18 protein-coding genes are annotated in these 17,479 nt (G+C 70.8%); 8 read left to right on the top strand and 10 right to left on the bottom strand.

Annotated features, from left to right (window positions below; translation table 11 throughout):
* The first annotated feature begins 87 nt into the window (after positions 1-87).
* Complete coding sequence (locus tag G3573_RS06055; protein WP_163260119.1) at positions 88-1,755, top strand: glycosyltransferase family 39 protein; 1,668 nt, start codon at positions 88-90, stop codon at positions 1,753-1,755.
* A gap of 17 nt (positions 1,756-1,772) precedes the next feature.
* A complete protein-coding gene (locus G3573_RS06060; RefSeq protein WP_163260121.1) occupies positions 1,773-2,690 on the top strand; it encodes a hydroxymethylglutaryl-CoA lyase in 918 nt (305 codons plus the stop codon).
* Between the two features lie 61 nt (positions 2,691-2,751).
* On the opposite strand, the gene G3573_RS06065 is transcribed toward G3573_RS06060, so the two are convergent.
* The 9 genes from G3573_RS06065 to cysS form a co-directional block, all read right to left on the bottom strand.
* The gene (locus tag G3573_RS06065; protein WP_163260123.1) at positions 2,752-3,684 is read right to left on the bottom strand and encodes a glycosyltransferase family 2 protein; all 933 of its coding nucleotides are present in this window, start codon (positions 3,682-3,684) and stop codon (positions 2,752-2,754) included.
* Positions 3,685-3,870: 186 nt separating this feature from the next.
* Positions 3,871-5,793, bottom strand: a complete 1,923-nt coding sequence (gene thrS, locus G3573_RS06070) for a threonine--tRNA ligase (RefSeq protein WP_163260125.1) — start codon at positions 5,791-5,793, stop codon at positions 3,871-3,873.
* Positions 5,790-6,041, bottom strand: a complete 252-nt coding sequence (gene yidD / locus G3573_RS06075) for a membrane protein insertion efficiency factor YidD (RefSeq protein ID WP_163260127.1) — start codon at positions 6,039-6,041, stop codon at positions 5,790-5,792. Before yidD ends, thrS begins: the two co-directional genes overlap by 4 nt.
* 58 nt (positions 6,042-6,099) lie before the next feature.
* Positions 6,100-6,549, bottom strand: a complete 450-nt coding sequence (locus G3573_RS06080) for an iron-sulfur cluster assembly scaffold protein (RefSeq protein ID WP_163260129.1) — start codon at positions 6,547-6,549, stop codon at positions 6,100-6,102.
* A gap of 133 nt (positions 6,550-6,682) precedes the next feature.
* On the bottom strand, positions 6,683-7,276 hold the full coding sequence (locus tag G3573_RS06085) for a glutathione S-transferase (protein WP_163260131.1): 594 nt from the start codon (positions 7,274-7,276) through the stop codon (positions 6,683-6,685).
* 78 nt (positions 7,277-7,354) lie between these two features.
* Positions 7,355-7,783 (bottom strand): SRPBCC domain-containing protein, encoded by a 429-nt coding sequence (locus tag G3573_RS06090; protein ID WP_163260133.1) that lies wholly within the window; start codon positions 7,781-7,783, stop codon positions 7,355-7,357.
* The gene (locus G3573_RS06095) at positions 7,783-9,630 is read right to left on the bottom strand and encodes a M14 family metallopeptidase (protein ID WP_205598097.1); all 1,848 of its coding nucleotides are present in this window, start codon (positions 9,628-9,630) and stop codon (positions 7,783-7,785) included. The genes G3573_RS06090 and G3573_RS06095 overlap by 1 nt, the downstream gene beginning before the upstream one ends.
* A 109-nt stretch (positions 9,631-9,739) precedes the next feature.
* Positions 9,740-10,252 (bottom strand): DinB family protein, encoded by a 513-nt coding sequence (locus G3573_RS06100; protein ID WP_163260137.1) that lies wholly within the window; start codon positions 10,250-10,252, stop codon positions 9,740-9,742.
* 150 nt (positions 10,253-10,402) lie between these two features.
* On the bottom strand, positions 10,403-11,788 hold the full coding sequence (gene cysS, locus G3573_RS06105; protein WP_163260139.1) for a cysteine--tRNA ligase: 1,386 nt from the start codon (positions 11,786-11,788) through the stop codon (positions 10,403-10,405).
* Between the two features lie 177 nt (positions 11,789-11,965).
* Here cysS and folE point away from each other — a divergent pair, with 177 nt between their 5' ends.
* The 3 genes from folE to G3573_RS06120 all read left to right on the top strand — a co-directional run bounded on the left by folE (position 11,966) and on the right by G3573_RS06120 (position 14,266).
* Entirely contained in the window at positions 11,966-12,589 is a 624-nt protein-coding gene (gene folE, locus G3573_RS06110; protein ID WP_163260141.1) for a GTP cyclohydrolase I FolE, read from the top strand.
* Positions 12,590-12,738: 149 nt separating this feature from the next.
* Complete coding sequence (locus tag G3573_RS06115) at positions 12,739-13,182, top strand: biopolymer transporter ExbD (RefSeq protein ID WP_163260143.1); 444 nt, start codon at positions 12,739-12,741, stop codon at positions 13,180-13,182.
* Between the two features lie 73 nt (positions 13,183-13,255).
* Positions 13,256-14,266 (top strand): RluA family pseudouridine synthase, encoded by a 1,011-nt coding sequence (locus tag G3573_RS06120; protein ID WP_163260145.1) that lies wholly within the window; start codon positions 13,256-13,258, stop codon positions 14,264-14,266.
* Here G3573_RS06120 and G3573_RS06125 read toward each other — a convergent pair.
* On the bottom strand, positions 14,263-15,138 hold the full coding sequence (locus G3573_RS06125; protein WP_163260147.1) for a LysR family transcriptional regulator: 876 nt from the start codon (positions 15,136-15,138) through the stop codon (positions 14,263-14,265). The two genes, G3573_RS06120 and G3573_RS06125, sit on opposite strands and share 4 nt — an antisense overlap.
* A 106-nt stretch (positions 15,139-15,244) precedes the next feature.
* Between G3573_RS06125 and G3573_RS06130 the strand changes: the two genes are divergently transcribed.
* From G3573_RS06130 to G3573_RS06140, 3 genes are all read left to right on the top strand, one after another.
* Positions 15,245-16,309, top strand: a complete 1,065-nt coding sequence (locus tag G3573_RS06130) for a putative sulfate exporter family transporter (protein ID WP_163260149.1) — start codon at positions 15,245-15,247, stop codon at positions 16,307-16,309.
* Between the two features lie 72 nt (positions 16,310-16,381).
* Complete coding sequence (locus tag G3573_RS06135) at positions 16,382-16,807, top strand: CBS domain-containing protein (RefSeq protein WP_163260151.1); 426 nt, start codon at positions 16,382-16,384, stop codon at positions 16,805-16,807.
* A gap of 65 nt (positions 16,808-16,872) precedes the next feature.
* Positions 16,873-17,479 (top strand): hypothetical protein (locus G3573_RS06140; RefSeq protein ID WP_346427347.1); only part of this gene is annotated, 607 nt, incomplete at its 3' end.

A 17,479-nucleotide genomic window follows, 5' to 3' on the forward strand; every position in this document is an offset into this window, starting at 1 on the left:
ACCGGCTCCCACTATAGCTGGACACGCCCGCTCCGCTTTTCGGCTTTACGGGAGGCGCTCGTCCGATTGCGTGCTAATAGCGCGCCTATGACGCGCTTCGACATTGATCGTTGGATCGCGGGCTGGCGAGGCCCGCTGCTGGCCGCCCTGGTCGCTCTGATCGCGGGCCTGCCCGGCGTGTTCGCCATGCCGCCGCTGGACCGCGACGAGTCGCGCTTCGCCCAGGCGACGGCGCAGATGCTCGAAACCGACGACTTCGTGAACATCCAGTTCCAGGACCAGCCGCGCCACAAGAAGCCGGTCGGCATCCACTGGCTGCAGGCCGCCGCCGTATCGGCCGTCTCCGACCCGGAAGCGCGCGACATCTGGGCCTACCGCATTCCCTCGCTGCTGGGCGCGATGCTGGCGGCGGCCGCCTGCGCCTGGGGCGCGACGGCGATCTGGGGCGCGCGCGCCGGCGTGCTGGCCGGCGTGATGCTGGGCGCGAGCTTCCTGCTCTCGACCGAAGCCTTCATCGCCAAGACCGACGCGGTCCTGTGCGGAACCGTGACCCTGGCCATGGCCGCCCTGGCGCGGCTCTACCTCGCCTCGCGCGGCGAAGGGATTTCGGCCGGGCGCAAGACCAAGCTGCTGTTCTGGACGGCGATGGCCGTGGCCATCCTGGTCAAGGGGCCGATCGGCCCGATGGTCGCGGGCCTGGCCATGATCACGCTGGGCCTCTGGGACCGAAAGTGGCGCTGGCTGAAGGGCCTGGGCTGGGCCTGGGGCCTGGCCATCGTGCTGGCCGTCGTCGGCCCTTGGGCGGTGGCCATCACCGTGGCCACGGACGGCGCCTTCTGGGGGACCTCGATCGGCGGCGACATGGCCGCGAAGGTCGCCGGCGGCCAGGAGGGCCACGGCGTGCCGCCGGGCCTCCACACCCTGCTGCTGCCCCTGCTGTTCTACCCGGGCACCCTGCTGCTGGCCGCCGCCGCCGTGACCGCCTGGACGCGCCGCGCCGAGCCGGCCGTGCGCTTCGCCATCGCCTGGTTCCTGCCCGCCTTCGTGGTGTTCGAGCTCGTTCCCACCAAGCTTCCGCACTATCCCCTGCCGACCTATGGCGCGATCGCCTGGCTGGCGGCGGCGGCCCTGACCCAGCCGATCGGCCCGCGCGCCCGCTGGACCGGGGTGGTGCTGGCCTGCCTGGCGGCGCTGGGCGTCAGCGCCGTGGCGGTCGGCGGGCTGACCCAGTTCGGCGACAAGTCGGACACCTTCTGGGTCTCGCTCACCGTCGGTTTCGCCATGATCGGCGCCTTCGTCGGCGCTTACCTGCTGCTGAACCGCGCCGCCCGCACGGCCATGGTGGTCGCCTGCGCCTTCGGCGTGCTCGCCCACGCCGCCCTGGTGGGCGTGGCCAGCAGCCTGCAGCCCCTGCAGGTCTCGCCGCGCATCGAGAAGGCGCTGCGCAAGGCCGACCTCGATCCGCGCGAGGGCGTCGTGCCCGGCCCGGTGGCGGTGGCCGGCTACGCCGAGCCCAGCCTGGTGTTCCTGCTGGGCACCCGCACCGAACTGCTGGCCACGGGCGCGGACGCGATCCCCGCCGTGGCCCAGGGCCGGCCGGTGCTGATCGAAGGCCGCGAGGAGAACAGCTTCCAGCAGGCCCTCGCCCAGCGAAAGCTCAAGGTGCGTTCGGTGGACGTGGTCGAGGGCCGCAACTATTCCAACGGCAAACGCGTGCGCCTGACCCTATATCAGGCCGACGTCGCCCGCCCCTGAAGCGCCCGTAGAGTCCCATGAGCCGCCGTATCGAGATCGTCGAAGTCGGGCCGCGCGACGGCCTGCAGAACGAGGCCGTGGTCCTCACCTCCGAGGACCGGATCGAGTTCGTCCGCAAGCTGGAGGACGCCGGCGCGCGGCGCATCGAGGCGGTCTCCTTCGTGCATCCGAAGCTGGTCCCGCAGATGGCCGAGGCCGAGACGGTGATGGCCGGCCTGCCGAAGGACGCCGGCCGCTCGCGCATCGGCCTGGCCCTGAACCTGAAGGGCTTCGACCGGGCGGTCGCGGCCGACTGCGACGAGGTCAACGTGGCCATGTCGGCCACCGACGGCTTCGGCCTGAAGAACCAGGGCCTGAGCGTCGCCCAGCAGGTCGACATGCTGGGCCAGATCGTCGAGCGCACCCACAACCTGACCGGCGCCGGCGCGGGGCCGAAGCTGTCGGCCACCCTGTCGGTGGTCTGGGGTTGTCCGTTCGACGGCGAGGTCAGCGACGGCCAGGTGGCCGCGATCGTACGCGACATCGCAGCCCTGGGCGTGGCGGAGATCGGCCTGGCCGACACCATCGGCGTCGGCGACCCGTGGACCGTGCGCCGGCGCATCGAGGCGGTGCGCGCCGCGGCCGGCGACGCGACCCTGCGCCTGCACTTCCACGACACCCGCAACACCGGGGTGGCCAACGCCTACGCCGGCGTCGAGGCCGGGGTGGACGTGCTGGACGCCTCCTGCGGCGGCATCGGCGGCTGCCCGTTCGCGCCCAACGCGACCGGCAACGTGGCGACCGAGGACCTGGTCTTCGCCCTGCACCGGGCCGGCTTCGAGACCGGCTACGACCTCGACGCGCTGATCGCGGCGGCCCAATGGGTCGGCGGGAAGCTGGGCAAGGCGCCCCCGTCCAAGCTGTCCAAGGCCGGGCCGTTCCGCCCCGTCGCCTAGAGCGCGACAGCCGAAAGTGGACGCCGGTTTCGGCGGCCGTCGCGCTTTACCCCAAGAAGGCCTACCCCGCCTTCCCGGTGATCTTCCTGAGCGCCGGGCGCAGCACCGCGGCCATCACGATCAACGGCCCCAGCGCCCAGGCCAGAGCCAGGCGGGCGGGATTGTCGGCGCGCTTGCGGAAGTAGCGGGCCAGGCCCCGCCCCTTGTGGAATTCGACGAAAACCGGCTCGGCCAGGCTGGTGTGGCCCAGGTGGACGACCTCTGCCTGCGGCTGGAACCAGACCGTGCCGCCGGCCTGGCGGGCGCGCCAGCACAGGTCGACGTCCTCGACGTGCAGGAAGTAGCGGCCGTCGAACCCGCCCAGCGCGTGGAAGTCGTCGCGGCTCATGCAGAAGCAGGCGCCCGATATGGTCGGCACCTCGGCCGGGCCGTCCGGCTCCGGCTGGTCTTCGTGGTGGATCTCGAACCGGCGCAGGAAGCCGAAGACAGCGGTCAGGCGCGACAGGGTGAGCAGGGTAGTGACCGGCGTCACGTCCCCCCGGCGCGCGCCGCGCTGTTCGCTGCGATCGGGATTGAGCACCCGCGCGCCGACCACGCAGGGGGCCGGCCGGTTGGCGGCCGCGGCGACCAGGGCGTCCAGGCAGCCGTCCTCCAGCAGGGCGTCGGGATTGAGGAACACCAGCCAGCGCGCGGTGGCGCTGGACGCGCCCAGATTGGCCCCGCGGGCGAAGCCGACATTGCCGTGGCCCTGCAGCAGCCGCACGCGCGGCTCGCGCGCGGCGATCTCGACCAGGCGGGCGGCGTCCTCGGGACTGGAGCCGTTGTCGACCAGCACCAGCTCGCCGGCGCGGACCGCCTTCAGCACTCGGTCCACGGCGTCGAACAGGACCGGTCCGGTGCGATAGACCACCATGACCACCGCCACGTCGGCGACGGGCGCGCGCGCCGGCGCGAAGGCGACCACGGTGTGGTTCGTTCGGACACGGGTGTCCATGGCCGGCTCCGCGCTGCGCAAATCCGGGAACAGGTGGGTTATCCCCTTGATCGGGCCGGACACCGAGCGTCGCCCGCCGTCCTGCTGCGCTCGAAAACACCCCGGGCGAGCCGGACGTTCCGGGGCACAAACGAAAGCGCCCGCGGCCGGGGGCCGCGGGCGCTCAGGTTCGGTCCGTATGGCCGATCAGGCCCGGCGCAGGTCCGGCGGCGTGGCCTCGGCGACCAGCTGCGCCACGGCTTCGTCGAGGCTGATCAGGGTCTGGTCCTGGGAGCCCAGGCGACGCAGGGCGACCGTGCGGTTCTCGGCTTCCTTGCGGCCGACCACGGCGATGACCGGGGTCTTGCCCAGCGAGTGCTCGCGGACCTTGTAGTTGATCTTCTCGTTGCGCAGATCGGTCTCCACGCGAAGGCCGGCGGCGCGCAGGGCGGCGGCGGCTTCCTCGGCGAAGTCGTCGGCATCGGAGGTGATCGTCGCCACGACAACCTGCGTAGGCGCCAGCCACAGGGGGAAGGCCCCCCCGTAGTTCTCGATCAGAATGCCGATGAAGCGCTCGAACGAGCCCAGGATCGCCCGGTGCAGCATCACCGGCCGCTGCTTGGAGCCGTCCTCGGCCACGTACTCGGCGTCCAGCCGCTCCGGCAGGACGTAGTCCAGCTGGATGGTGCCGCAGGTCCATTCACGGCCGATGGCGTCCTTGACGATGAAGTCCAGCTTCGGCGCGTAGAAGGCGCCGTCGCCCTCGGCGATCACCGGCTCGACCCCGGCGGCGCGGGCGGCCTCGGCCATCTGCGCCTCGGCCTTGTCCCAGAACGCGTCCGAACCGGCGCGGACTTCGGGGCGGGTGGCCAGGTTGATGTAGGCCGTCTCCATGCCGAGGTCGGCATGGATGCTCTTCGCCAGCTTGATGAACGCGGCCGTCTCTTCGACGATCTGGTCCTCGCGGCAGAAGATGTGGGCGTCGTCCTGGGTGAAACCGCGCACGCGCATCAGGCCGTGCAGGGCGCCCGACGGCTCATAGCGGTGGCAGGCGCCGAACTCGGCCATGCGCAGCGGCAGGTCGCGATAGGACTTCTGGCCCTGGTCGAAGATCTGCACGTGGCCGGGGCAGTTCATCGGCTTGAGCGACAGGGTCTCGCCCTCGACCGTCTCGCAGACGAACATGTTGGGGCGGTACTTGTCCCAGTGGCCCGAGGCCTCCCAGAACTTGCGGTCCAGCACCTGCGGCGTCTTCACCTCGACATAGCCGGCGGCGTCGAGACGGCGGCGCATGTAGGCCTCCAGCACACGCCACAGCACCCAGCCCTTCGGGTGCCAGAACACCATGCCGCGGCCCTCTTCCTGCATGTGGAAGAGGCTCATGGCGCGGCCGACCTTGCGGTGGTCGCGCTTCTCGGCTTCCTCGACGCGCTTGAGGTAGGCGTCGAGGTCGGCCTCGTTGGCCCAGGCGGTGCCGTACATGCGCTGCAGCTGGGCGTTGCGGTGGTCGCCGCGCCAGTAGGCGCCGGCCAGCTTGGTCAGCTTGAAGGCCTTGCCGACGTGCTTGGTCGACGGCAGGTGCGGCCCGCGGCACAGGTCCTTCCAGCGGCCCTGCGAATAGACCGTGATCTCTTCGCTGGGCGGCAGGTCGCGGACGATCTCGGCCTTGTACGTCTCGCCGATCGACTCGAAGTACTTGATCGCGTCGTCGCGGTTCCAGACCTCGCGCAGGATCGGTTCGTCGCGGTCGACGATCTCGCGCATCTTGGCTTCGATCTTCTCGAAGTCGTCGATGGAGAACGGCTCCTCGCGGGCGAAGTCGTAATAGAACCCGTCCTCGATCGACGGGCCGATGGTGACCTGCGTGCCGGGGAACAGCTCCTGCACGGCCTCGGCCAGCACGTGGGCGACGTCGTGGCGGATGGTCTCCAGCGCCTCGGGGCTGTCGCGGGTGACGATCTCGAGCTTGCCGCTGGCGAGCGGCCGGTTCAGGTCGCGCAGCTCGCCGTCCAGCTTCACCATCACCGCCTTCTTGGCCAGCGACGGCGAAATCGACTGCGCCACGTCCTTGCCCGTCGAACCCTGCGGGTACTGGCGGACGGCGCCGTCGGGAAACACCAGGTCGATCATGTCTCACACTTCAGTTTGCCGCTCTGCGGCGGCGGGACGGGGTCGTAGCCTGACCCGCCCCAGGGATTGCATCGGCACACGCGGTGGGCGGCGAGGTAGGAGCCGCGCCAGAACCCGTGTGCGATCAGGGCTTCGGCCGCATACTCCGAACAGGTCGGAAGGAAGCGGCACTGCCGCCCGATCAGGGGCGAAAGCGTCAGCTTGTAGGCCCGAAGGCTCAAGCGGACGGCGCGTTCATAGAGTGTCATGCCGGGGCGACCGCGAACGACGGTTCGGCGCGCTTATCGCACTTGCGAAAAGGGCCGATCAAGCCGCGCCGGCGCAGCTAGTTCGCTCGATGGCCTGGCGCGCGGCGGCGACCGCCGCCTCGAACGGCAGCAGGGTCGAGGCGTGGCGGGCGGGATAGGCCTTCACCGGCTCCAGCACGGCGAGGTCGGAAAAGCGTCCCGAGGGTGCGGGGCCGTCGGTTTTCAGCATGGCGCGCAGCTGGTCGCGGGCGGCTTCCAGCTCGGCGACCGTGGCGCCGACGGCCTGGGCGCCCAGCACCGAGGCGGCGGCCTGGCCCAGCGCGCAGCACTGGACGTCCTGGGCCAGGTCCATGACCCGGCCGTCCTCGACGACGACGTCGACCACCACCCGGCTGCCGCACAGCTTGGCGATCCGCTCGGCCGAGGCGTCGGGCGCGGCCAGACGCCCGGCCCGCGGCAGGTGCGCGGCCAGGTTCAGGATCTTGGCGGAGTAGAGCTCGTCCAGCATCGGGCGGAATATGGGGCGCCTGGGCTTCGACGTTAAGCCGTTACGACAAAACAACGCCCGTCATCCCGGCCGGACGCCCGCAAAGCGGGCGGGAGAGCCGGGATGACGAACCTTGGTTTTCAGCTGATCCCGCTCACGCGTCGTCCTTGGCCAGCGCGCGGGCCAGGGCCGGGCGGGCGTTCGCGCGGGCCAGCCAGTCGTCGTAGACGGCGTGCGCAGGCAGGGCCTGGCGGGCGAACTGCAGCAGCGAGACGAACATGATGTCGGCGGCGCTGAACCGGTCGCCCAGGATCCAGGGCGTCTTCTCGAGCGTGGTGCGCAGGCGCTCTTCCATCGCCTCGTAGGCGGCCTTGTCGGCGGGATCGGCCGAGCCCTTGAAGCGGGCGGTGATCACCGGCTCCAGCACGCCGGCGTAATAGGCCAGCCAGCTGAGGTAGGGGCCGCGCAGCGGGTCGCCGACCACCGGGCCCATGCCCGCCTGCGGAAACTTGTCGGTCAGGTACAGCGCGATGGCCGCCGACTCGGTGACCAGGGCGCCGTCGTCCATGAGGGCCGGCACCTGGCCGTGCGGATGCGGATTGGCCGGATCGCGCGCGCCCGTGCCGGCCAGCGGCCCGCCGGTGCGCCGGATGTCGACCTTCCGCACCTCGTAGGGCGCGCCCAGCTCCTCCAGCAGCCACAGGAAGCGGGTCGAACGCGAACGCGGGGCGTGGAACAGGGTCAGCATGGCGGCTCCGGAGATGGCGGGCCGCCAGAAATCATCGTTCTCACGCCGCGCACAAGCGCTATGCGCCAGACTCGGCTCCTACGCCTCGACCTTGGCCCGCAGCGCCTCGGCCAGCTGCTCGAACGCGGCCTTGCGGACGCGCTTGGTGCGTTTGCCTTCCACCTCGCCGAGGGCGCCCTCGAAGATCTCGCCGATGGCGAAGATGCAGCTGCCCGGATCCAGCTCCTCGATCTCGAAATAGCGGACCGAGCGGGACATGAACCCGCGCTTCTCCGCCCAGATCAGCTGCTGGCGGGGCACCCACTCCACCACCGTCGCGTTGAAGTCGCGCTCCGGCAGGCCCGGGATGGTTTCGCGCAGGGCCAGCGGCTGGCCGATGCCGATCTTGCCCGAGGCCTTGGGGTGGATCGGGTTCCACGTCCCCCAGAACTCCAGGTCGGACAGCACCTCCCAGATGGCGTCGGAGGTGGCCTTGATCCCGATGCGGTACTCGACGCGAAACGCCATCAGCGCGGCTCTCCAGAAATCTCCCGGCCCACCGGATAGAGCAGGTAACGGTCGTCGTAATAAGGCGTGCGCGCATAGAACCAAGCGAGACGCGCGTCCGGGTCCTTAGCGAAGTCCGGTTCGGCCTTCAGCTTGGCCTCGAATTCGGCCTTCAGCTTCGGGTCGGCGGCCAGCATGCGCTCGGCCAGCGGCGCGATGGCGTAGCCCTCGATGTATTCGGTCCGCTGCAGCAGCTCGGGGAAGAAGCCCCAGGCGAACAGCGAGTCCTCGCTCTGCGGCTCCAGCAGCAGCACGGCCAGCTCGCCCAGCGGCTGGTCGGTCGGCACCCGCACCGACCCGGCCGGATAGGTCTCGCTGCGGCGCTCGTGCTCGAAGCCCTCGGCCTGGATCGGCACGTGGCCCTCGTTGACCTGCGCCGCGGGCTTGGCCGAGCCGAAGCGGGTCATGTCGACCTGCACCGTGCGCGGCGCGGTCAGGGTCTCCATGCGGACGCCGTGCACCTTCAGGCGCTCGATCACCTCCGGCTTGGTGACCGGCACCCAGTAGGCCGTCGGCACGTCCAGCGCCAACGTCGGCGCGTCGGTGAACAGCGGCAGCGGCTTGGTGTCGGCCTTCTTGCCCAGCCAGCGCACTTCGTCCCCGCCCGAAGCTTCCGAGCGGTACTTCTCGAAGGCGATCCGCGCGAAGTCGCGCTGGCCGGTCGGCTCCTTTTTCGGCACGGCGTTGGCCATGACCTGGGTCGGGCGGCGCGCGTCGTCCTGCGCTTCGGCCGCCTTCAGCGCCGCGCCGTCGGCGGCCAGCGACCTCAGCGACTGCTCCATGAGCACGTACATGCCCAGCACGCGCTGCTTGTAGGGCTTCAGCGAGTGGTTCTCGACCAGCACGGTCGGCACGCGGATGGCGTCGCCGTAGCCGGTGGAGAAGCGCGGCGGCGAGGCGACGCTGGCCAGGCCGGTGTCCGGATTACGGTCGTCGACGCCGAACACCAGCTTGCCGGGGATGTGGCCCTGGCTTTTAAGCGCCTTCTCCACCGCCGGGCGATAGACCTGGTCCAGCCAGGCGCCGCCGGCCGGCGAGCGGCCCGCTCGGCCGTCCTCGGCCTCGTAACCGAAGGTCACGTCGTACTGGTAGTCGATCCCGTCGGTGACGTGCAGGTCGATGTAGAGGTCGGGGTTCACCGCCCGGATCAGGCCGATCATGGCCCGCATCTCCGGCGCGTCGGCCTTGGCGTAGTCGCGGTTCAGGTTGAGGTTCTGGGCGGTGGTGCGCCAGCCCTGGCTGACCGGCCCGCGCTGGTTGGGACGGCTGTAGGGCGAGGTGCGCTCGTGGCCGTCGACGTTGAAGATCGGCACGAACACGAAGTTCACCTTGTCGAGCAGGCTGTCCTTGCCCTTGAAGGCGATGTCGCGCAGCAGCATCAGCCCCGCGTCCTTGCCGTCGATCTCGCCGGCGTGGATGCCCGCCTGGACCAGCAGCACAGGCTTGTTCGGATCGAGCTGCGGGCGGCCGTCCACCACCGGGTCCTTGGTGGCGTAGACCACCAGCATGTCGCGCCCCTGGGCCGACTTGCCGAAGGTCGACAGGGTCAGCAGCGGCGAGGCGGCGTCCAGCTTCTCGATGAAGGCGCGGGTCTCGGCGTAGGTCGGCGTGGCGGTGATGCCGGTCGTCTCCGACGGCGTGATCCACGGGTCGTTCGGCTTGGCGATCAGCTTCTCGCTCTTGCCGTGCCAGGCCAGGGCGGGCGGCAGAATGTCGGTTTCCCACGGCGCCTTGGTCTGCGCGGCGGCGCTTCCGAAGGCGCCCAGCGCGACGGCCATCGCCGCCACGGACACGGCCAGCTTGTTCATGGACATCCCCCTATTCGCTCATGCCGGCGAACGCCGGAATCCGAGCTGTTTATCGCCGAGCGCGGCGGTTCAGTAGCCCTCAGTCGACAAACGAGGGCGGGGCCGCGCCTCACACCGACCGCGTGATCCCCGCCTCGCGCTGGAAGTAGACGAGGTCCAGGGCCGGCGGCTCGACGCCCGCCAGCGACAGCAGGCCGTGAGCTTGGCCGCGATGGTGGGTCTGGTGGTTGAAGACATGGTCCAGCGCGCTCGAAAGCGTCTGCTCCAGCGCCACCCCGCTCATGTTGGCGTAGCCGTACGGCTTATCGAGCGCCGCCGGGTCGACGCCGTCGACATAGGCCGAGATGCGCCTGTCCTCGATCAGGCGCATGGCCTGCAGGGTCGCGAGATCGTCGGCCAGCGCCACGTCCAGCCGGTCGTAGCTCGGCCCCTCGCCGGTCAGCCGCCGCATCCAGATGCGGTCGGCGACCAGCACGTGGGTCAGGGTCCCGTGCAGCGAGCCGAAGAACGCCTTGCGCTCGGCGTGATAGTCCGCCGCCGGCAGGCTCGCGCAGGCTTCGTAGATCCGCTGATTGGCCCAGGCGTTGTAGGCCGCGAACATGCGGTAGCGGTCGAGGGTCATGGCGCCGGCTCCCAATTTCCGCTCATCCCCGCGAAAGCGGGGACCCAGGACGCAAACGTCGGACGATTGCTCGCCGCGCATAACGCACATGACGGCCTGAGCCGTCGAGCTCTGGGTCCCCGCTTTCGCGGGGATGAGCGGATTAATGGCTCACCCCGGCTCCTTCATCCGCCAGGTGGCGCCGGTCGGGCCGTCCATCACCTCGACGTTCAGCGCGGTCAGCTCGCCGCGGATGCGGTCGGCCTCGGGCCAGTTCTTGCTAGCCCGGGCCTCGCCGCGGGCCTGGATCAGCGCGTCGACCCGGGCGCGGAAGGCGTCGTCCACGCCCGCCTCGAACCAGGCGTCCGGATCGCCGGTCAGCACGCCCAGCAGCTCGGCGGCGGCCAGCAGCTCGGCCTTGGCCTTGCGGCGCGCGCCCCCCGATTCGGCCGTCTCCAGCGCCTTGCCCAGCGCGAACAGCTCGGCCACCGCACGCGGGGTGTTCAGGTCGTCCAGCAGGGCCTCCATGAAGGCGGCCGGCGGCTCGACCGGCTCGACCTCCACGCCCTGGGCGCGGCGCAGCGCGCCGTACAGGCGGTCGAGGTTCTTGCGCGACTGGGTCAGCAGGTCGTCGGTCCAGTCCAGCGGCGCGCGGTAGTGGGCGGCCAGCAGGGCCCAGCGCACAACCTCGCCCGGCACGGTCTTCACCAGGTCGTGGACCAGCAGCACGTTGCCCAGGCTCTTGGACATCTTTTCGGCGTCCATGGTCAGGAAGCCGTTGTGCACCCAGTAGCGCGCGTAGGTCGGCTGGCCATGGGCGCAGCGCCCCTGTGCGATCTCGTTCTCGTGGTGCGGGAAGATCAGGTCGTGCCCGCCGCCGTGGATGTCGATCGGAATGCCGAGGTTGGCCTCGATCATGGCCGAGCACTCGATGTGCCAGCCCGGCCGGCCGCCGCCCCACGGGCTTTCCCAGACCGGCTCGCCGGGCTTGGACGGTTTCCACAGCACGAAGTCGGCGGGATGCTTCTTGTAGGGGGCGACCTCGACGCGGGCGCCGGCGATCATGTCCTCGACCGAACGGCCCGACAGGGCGCCGTAGTCGGCGTAGCTGCCGACGTCGAACAGCACGTGGCCTTCGGCGGCGTAGGCGTGGCCGCGCTCGATCAGGGCGGCGATCTGCTCGACGATGGCCCCGATGTGGTCGGTGGCGTGCGGCGCCAGGGTCGGCGCGATCACGTTCAGCCGGCCCATGTCCTCGAGATAGATCTTCTCGTAGCGGGCGGTGATCTCGCCGATCGGCACGCCCTCGGCGGCCGCCTTGGCGTTGATCTTGTCGTCCACGTCCGTGACGTTGCGCGCATAGACCACGTGCTCGGCCCCGTAGAGCTTGCGCAGCACGCGGTTCAGCACGTCGAACACCACCGGCGGGCGCGCATTGCCCACGTGGGCGCAGTCGTAGACCGTCGGCCCGCAGACGTAGAGCGTCACCCGCTTCGGGTCCTGCGGCTCGAAATCGCGCTTTTCGCGCGACAGGGTGTCGTAGAGGGCGAGCTTCATGGTCGGGCCGTGTTGCCGGATCGGGGATGCGTCCCATATAGCTTCGCGGCCTCCGGGAAAACCGGGACGGGAACCTCGAGGGTCCTTCCGTCATCCGTTCCCGCGATGCAAAGGGCGGCACGCGTCATTCCGGGACCATCGTCCCGGCGCCACTAAGCCGGCCCGGAGAGAAAAAGTATGGACGCTTTCGCCCAGGACCGCGCCGCTCTGAAGGCCGTCGATTCCGCCCCCCAAAAGCCGACTCGCGAAGAAGCCATGCAGGCGGTTCGCACCCTGATCGCCTGGACCGGCGACGACCCGGCCCGCGAAGGCCTGCTCGACACGCCCAAGCGCGTGGTCGACGCCTTCCAGGAGTGGTTCGAGGGCTACGACGCCGATCCGGCCAAGGAACTGGCCCGCACCTTCGAAGACGTGCAGGGCTATGACGACATGGTCATGCTGCGCGACATCGAGGTGGAGAGCCACTGCGAGCACCACATGGCCCCGTTCCTGGGCAAGGCCTACGTGGCCTACCTGCCGACCGACAAGGTCGTGGGCATCTCCAAGATCGCGCGCGTAGTGGAGATCTTCTCCAAGCGCCTGCAGACCCAGGAAACCCTGACCGCCCAGATCGCCGACGCCATCACCGACAGCCTGAACCCGGCCGGTGTCGCGGTGCTGATCGACGCCGAACACCAGTGCATGACCACCCGCGGCGTCCACCACCGCCATGTTTCGACCATAACCACGCGGTTCACTGGGGTGTTCAAGTCGGACAAGAGTGCGCAGGAACGCTTCTTGCGGATGACCCAACGGGGCTGATTAAGCCTCGCTTTATTCGCCTGCGGCATGAAAGCGCAACCTCCGAACGTCACGAGGCTTTACATCGGTTGACGTCGGAGCGAATGTCCGGCCGAATTTAAGATCAGAGCTGCGCACTGAACGCGCGCTCAATGGGGAGAAGTACGCGAATGGGCGCGAAGCTGTCCGGCGGCGGTGATTCCAAATACACGGTCGCTACGAACGCCGACCTGAACGTCACGCCGCTCGTCGACGTCATGCTGGTGCTGCTGATCATCTTCATGGTCGCCGCGCCGCTGGCCACCGTGTCGATCAAGCTGGACATGCCGCCGGCCACGCCGCCGGTGGGCAAGGTCGAGCCGCCGGTGTTCATCTCCATCCAGGAGAACGGCGACCTCTTCATCGGCCGCGGTGAAGAGATGAACCAGAAGACCTCGCTCGACACCCTGGCGGGCGACCTCGCCGGCCGTCTGGGCGGCGACAACCCGACCGAAGAGCAGGTGTTCGTGCGCGCCCAGGCCGACGTCCAGTACGGCCAGTTCATGGAAGTGCTGAACGACCTGCAGGACAACGGCTTCTTCAAGGTCGGCCTGATCAACGAAGACATCTCCTGATCCTTCCGGATCGGCAGAATTTGGAAGGCCCGGATCGCAAGTCCGGGCCTTTCGCTTTTGAGCGCCCCGCCTGATGAAGCCCGACGACTTCGAGCCCGACCTGGAGGCCGACGACCTCGCCCCCGAGCGTGAGATCGAGGCCGTGCTCGGCCCCGACCAGGCCGGCGTGCGACTGGACAAGGCCCTGGCCGAGGCGGTGACGGATCTGTCGCGCGCGCGCCTGCAGGCCCTGATCGACGAGGGCGCGGTGACGCTCGACGGCGCGCCGGTCACCTCCGGTTCGGCCAAGGCCAAGCCCGGGACCTACCGCATCGCCGTGCCGGCCCCCGCCCCGGCCGAGCCTGAGGCGGAAGCGATTCCGCTGTCGGTGCTCTACGAGGACGCCCACCTGATCGTGCTGGACAAGGCGTCCGGCATGGCGGTGCACCCCGCCCCCGGCTGTGAGCGCGGCACCCTGGTCAACGCGCTGCTCCACCACTGCGCCGGCTCGCTGTCCGGCGTCGGCGGTGTGGCCCGCCCGGGCATCGTCCACCGGCTGGACAAGGACACCTCGGGCGTGATGGTCGCGGCCAAGACCGACGCCGCCCACGCGGGGCTGTCGGCCCTGTTCGCTCGCCACGACATCGAACGCGTCTACGTGGCGCTGACCCGCGGCGCGCCGCAGCCCGCCCGCGGCACGGTCGAGACCCGAATCGGCCGCTCGCTCGGCGACCGCAAGAAGATGGCGGTGCTGAAGTCCGGCGGCCGCGAGGCGGTGACCTTCTACAAGGTCGAGCGCGCCTTCGGCCCGGCCGACAAGCCGCTGGCCGCGCGCGTCGCCTGCCGGCTGCAGACCGGCCGCACCCACCAGATCCGCGTGCACATGGCCCACAAGGGCGCGCCCTGCCTGGGCGACCCGGTCTACGGCTCCGGCAAGCCGGCCAGGCCGGTGCAGGAGGCGCTGGAAGCGAGCGGCCTCGGCCGCCAGGCCCTGCACGCCGCCGTGCTGGGCTTCGTCCACCCCGTCACCGGCGAGGCGATGCGATTCGAGACCCCGCTCCCGGCCGACATGGCGGAGCTGGAGCGGCGGCTGGCGGAGCTCTAGGCGAGCATTCCGATCAGCGCCTCGGCCGCACGGCTGCGGTGGCGCTGGGGATGGCGCAGCAGCTCGAACGCCCGCTCCGGGAAGTCGAACGCGGCCCGGCGCAGCACGCCCGCGCCCAGCATGGGCTCGGCCGCCAGCTCCGAGACCGCCGCGGCCAGGCCGCCGGCCCGCACCGCCGCCAGCACCGCCTCGTTCGACGGCAGTTCGGCCGCGACCTCGATCGCGGCCGGATCCAGCCCGCGCCGGCGCAGGGCCTGCTCGAACTCGGAGCGCGTGCCCGAGCCCGGCTCGCGCAGCACCCAGGGCCCCTTCGCCAGGTCGGCCGACGAGATCGCCCCGCCCGCCGCCCACGGATGGTCGACGCCGACCACCACGGCCAGCCGGTCGGCGCCCACGCGGGTGCGCTCCAGCGACGGATCCTCCACCGGGCCCTCGACGAAGCCGAGGTCGACTTCACCGGCGGCGACCGCGGCGGCCACCTGGGCGGTGTTGCCGACCGAGAGGCGGACCTGAACCGCCGGGTGCGCCTGGCGGAACCGCACCAGCCGCGGCGGCAGCCAGTAGCTCGCGATGGTCTGACTGGCGTAGATCGCCACCGCCCCGCGCCGCAGCCCGGCCAGGTCGTCCAGCACCTGCGCCGCCGCCGCCGCCCGCGCCAGCACCGCCTGCGCCTCCGGCAGGAAGGCGCGGCCCTCCGGCGACAGGGCCAGGCCCCGGCCCACCCGGTCGAAAAGCCGCACCCCGTGGCGCGCCTCCAGCGCCGCCACCGCCGCGCTGGCCGCCGACTGGGTGAGGTTCAGGGCTTCGGCCGCGCGGGTCATGTGCAGACGCTCGGCGACGGCGACGAACACGCGGAGCTGTTCGAGGGTCATGCGGACAATCAATCACGATTTCCGATCAGATCAAGCACGACAACTCGTTTGCCCGATCATCCGGGTTCGGCGCAGGTTCCCCTGCGTCACCTGTCCCGAGTACCCCATGACCACCGTAGCCCTCCCGTCCGCGCCGTCCCTGCGCCGCCTGAGCGAACAGGCCCGGCGCGTGGCCCCCGGCGTCGCCCTGTGCCTGGCCGTCACCCTGGCGGCCATGGGCGTGCAGGGGCTGGAGGAGCGGCTGTTCGGGCGCGCCTGGATCGAGGGCCTGGTGCTGGCCATCCTGATCGGCACGGCCGTGCGCACCGCCTGGAAGCCCGGGCCGGCCTGGAGCGCGGGCGTCGGCTTCAGCGCCAAGACCCTGCTGGAGATCGCCGTGGCCCTGCTGGGCGCGGGCCTCAGCGCCGCGGCCCTGCTGGCCGCCGGTCCGGGCCTGCTGGCCGGCATCGCGGCGGTCGTGGTGATCGCGCTGGTCGGCGGCTACGGCCTCGGTCGGACGCTGGGCCTGCCCCACCGCACCGCCGCCCTGGTCGCGACCGGCAACGCCATCTGCGGCAACTCGGCCATCGCCGCCGTCGCGCCGGTCATCAAGGCCGAGCCCGAGGAAGTCGGCTCGGCCATCGCCTTCACCGCCGTGCTGGGCGTGATCGTGGTGCTGGCCCTGCCCCTGCTGGTCCCGGCCCTGCACCTCAGCCAGCTGCAGTACGGGACCATCGCCGGCCTGACGGTCTACGCCGTGCCGCAGGTGCTGGCCGCCACCGCCCCGGTCGGGACCCTGGCCCTGCAGGTCGGCACCCTGGTCAAGCTGGCCCGCGTGCTGATGCTGGGCCCGGTCGTGGTCGGCTTCTCCCTGCTGCAGAACCGCCGCTCGGCCGCCGCCGGCGAGACCCTCGCCCGGCCGCCCCTGCACAAGCTGGTGCCCTGGTTCGTCGTGGCCTTCCTGCTGCTGGCCGTTCTCAACTCGCTGGGCGCGATCCCGCACCCCCTGGCCGCGCCGATGGCGGCGACCGCCAAGCTGCTGACCGTGGTCTCGATGGCCGCGCTCGGCCTCGGCGTCGACATCCGCACCGTGGCCAAGGCCGGCCCGCGCGTGGCGGCGGCGGCCACCGGCTCGGTGATCGGCCTGGCGCTGGCGGGCCTGGCCCTGGTCAAGCTGCTGCATCTGGCCTGACGGGAAGGCCGGAACCCGGCTCCGCTCCGGGGGTTTGTTCGGGGCCACCCCGATCACCCCAGGAGATTTCCCATGAAAGTCCGTGACTTGATGACCCGCGACGTCGAGGTGGCGCGTCCCGAGGAGCCGATCCAGAGCGTCGCCCAGCGCATGGCCCGCGGCGACTTCGGCTTCATGCCGGTGGTCGACGGCAAGCGCCTGATCGGCGCCGTCACCGATCGCGACCTGGCCATCCGCGCCGTCGCCGGCGCCCTGCCGCCGTCCACCCCGGTCGGCGAGGTGATGACCCGCGACGTCACCTTCCTGCACGAGAACGACGACCTCGAAACCGTGCTGAACAAGATGAGCGGCGAGCAGATCCGCCGCCTGCCGATCGTCAACGACGCGCGCGACCTGTGCGGCGTGGTCTCCATCGGCGACATGGCCGCCAAGGTGAAGGAACGCTACGCCGGCGAGGCGCTGGAGGCGATCTCCAAGCCGGCCGCGGGCCACGCGTAAACCCTTAGCCCTCCGCTAACCCTTGGTCTGCAGGATGGGACCTGAATTTTCTCAGGTCCGCGGCAATGGCGAAGGCGCAGTTCCAAAAGGGTCAGAAAGTCTGGGTCGAGTGCGTCGGCGCCTGGGCTGTCGTCGAGAAGGTCCAGCCCGTCTGGGCCAAGGGTTTCGACGAGCCCGTGCGCATCTCCTACGACGTCGGCTTCGGGCGCGAGTTCCTGGCCGATGAACTGGAGGCCGAGCGCGGCGACGACGCGCCGTCCGCCGCCAAGGCCGGCGAGTGGCGGATGCTGCGCGCCAAGAACAAGTGGCAGCAGCCGGAAGAGTGCGGCCACCACCCCTATCCGGGCAGCTATCCGGTGGTGGTCACCGACCCCAACGACTGGGGCGGCTGGCGCGTGCCCGGCGCGGAGTACGACCGCGACCCGCACAAGATCGAGTTCCAGGCCCGGCTGATCGGCGCCTCGCCCAAGCTCATGCGGCTGGCCGAGGAGTTGGCCGAAGCGGTCGCCGACGCTCCGCACGACGCGCCGCCGGAGATGGTGCGCCTGGCCCGCGCCGCCGACACGATCCTGCGCATGGTCAAGGACCACAACGCCCCGCCGCGCCGCGAGGGGCCCGCCGCGGCCGCTGCGGCCGCCGCCGCCGTCCACGCCGAACCGGCCGCCCCCGTTC

This window comes from Caulobacter sp. 17J65-9, assembly GCF_010975005.1.
Lineage (GTDB): Bacteria > Pseudomonadota > Alphaproteobacteria > Caulobacterales > Caulobacteraceae > 17J80-11.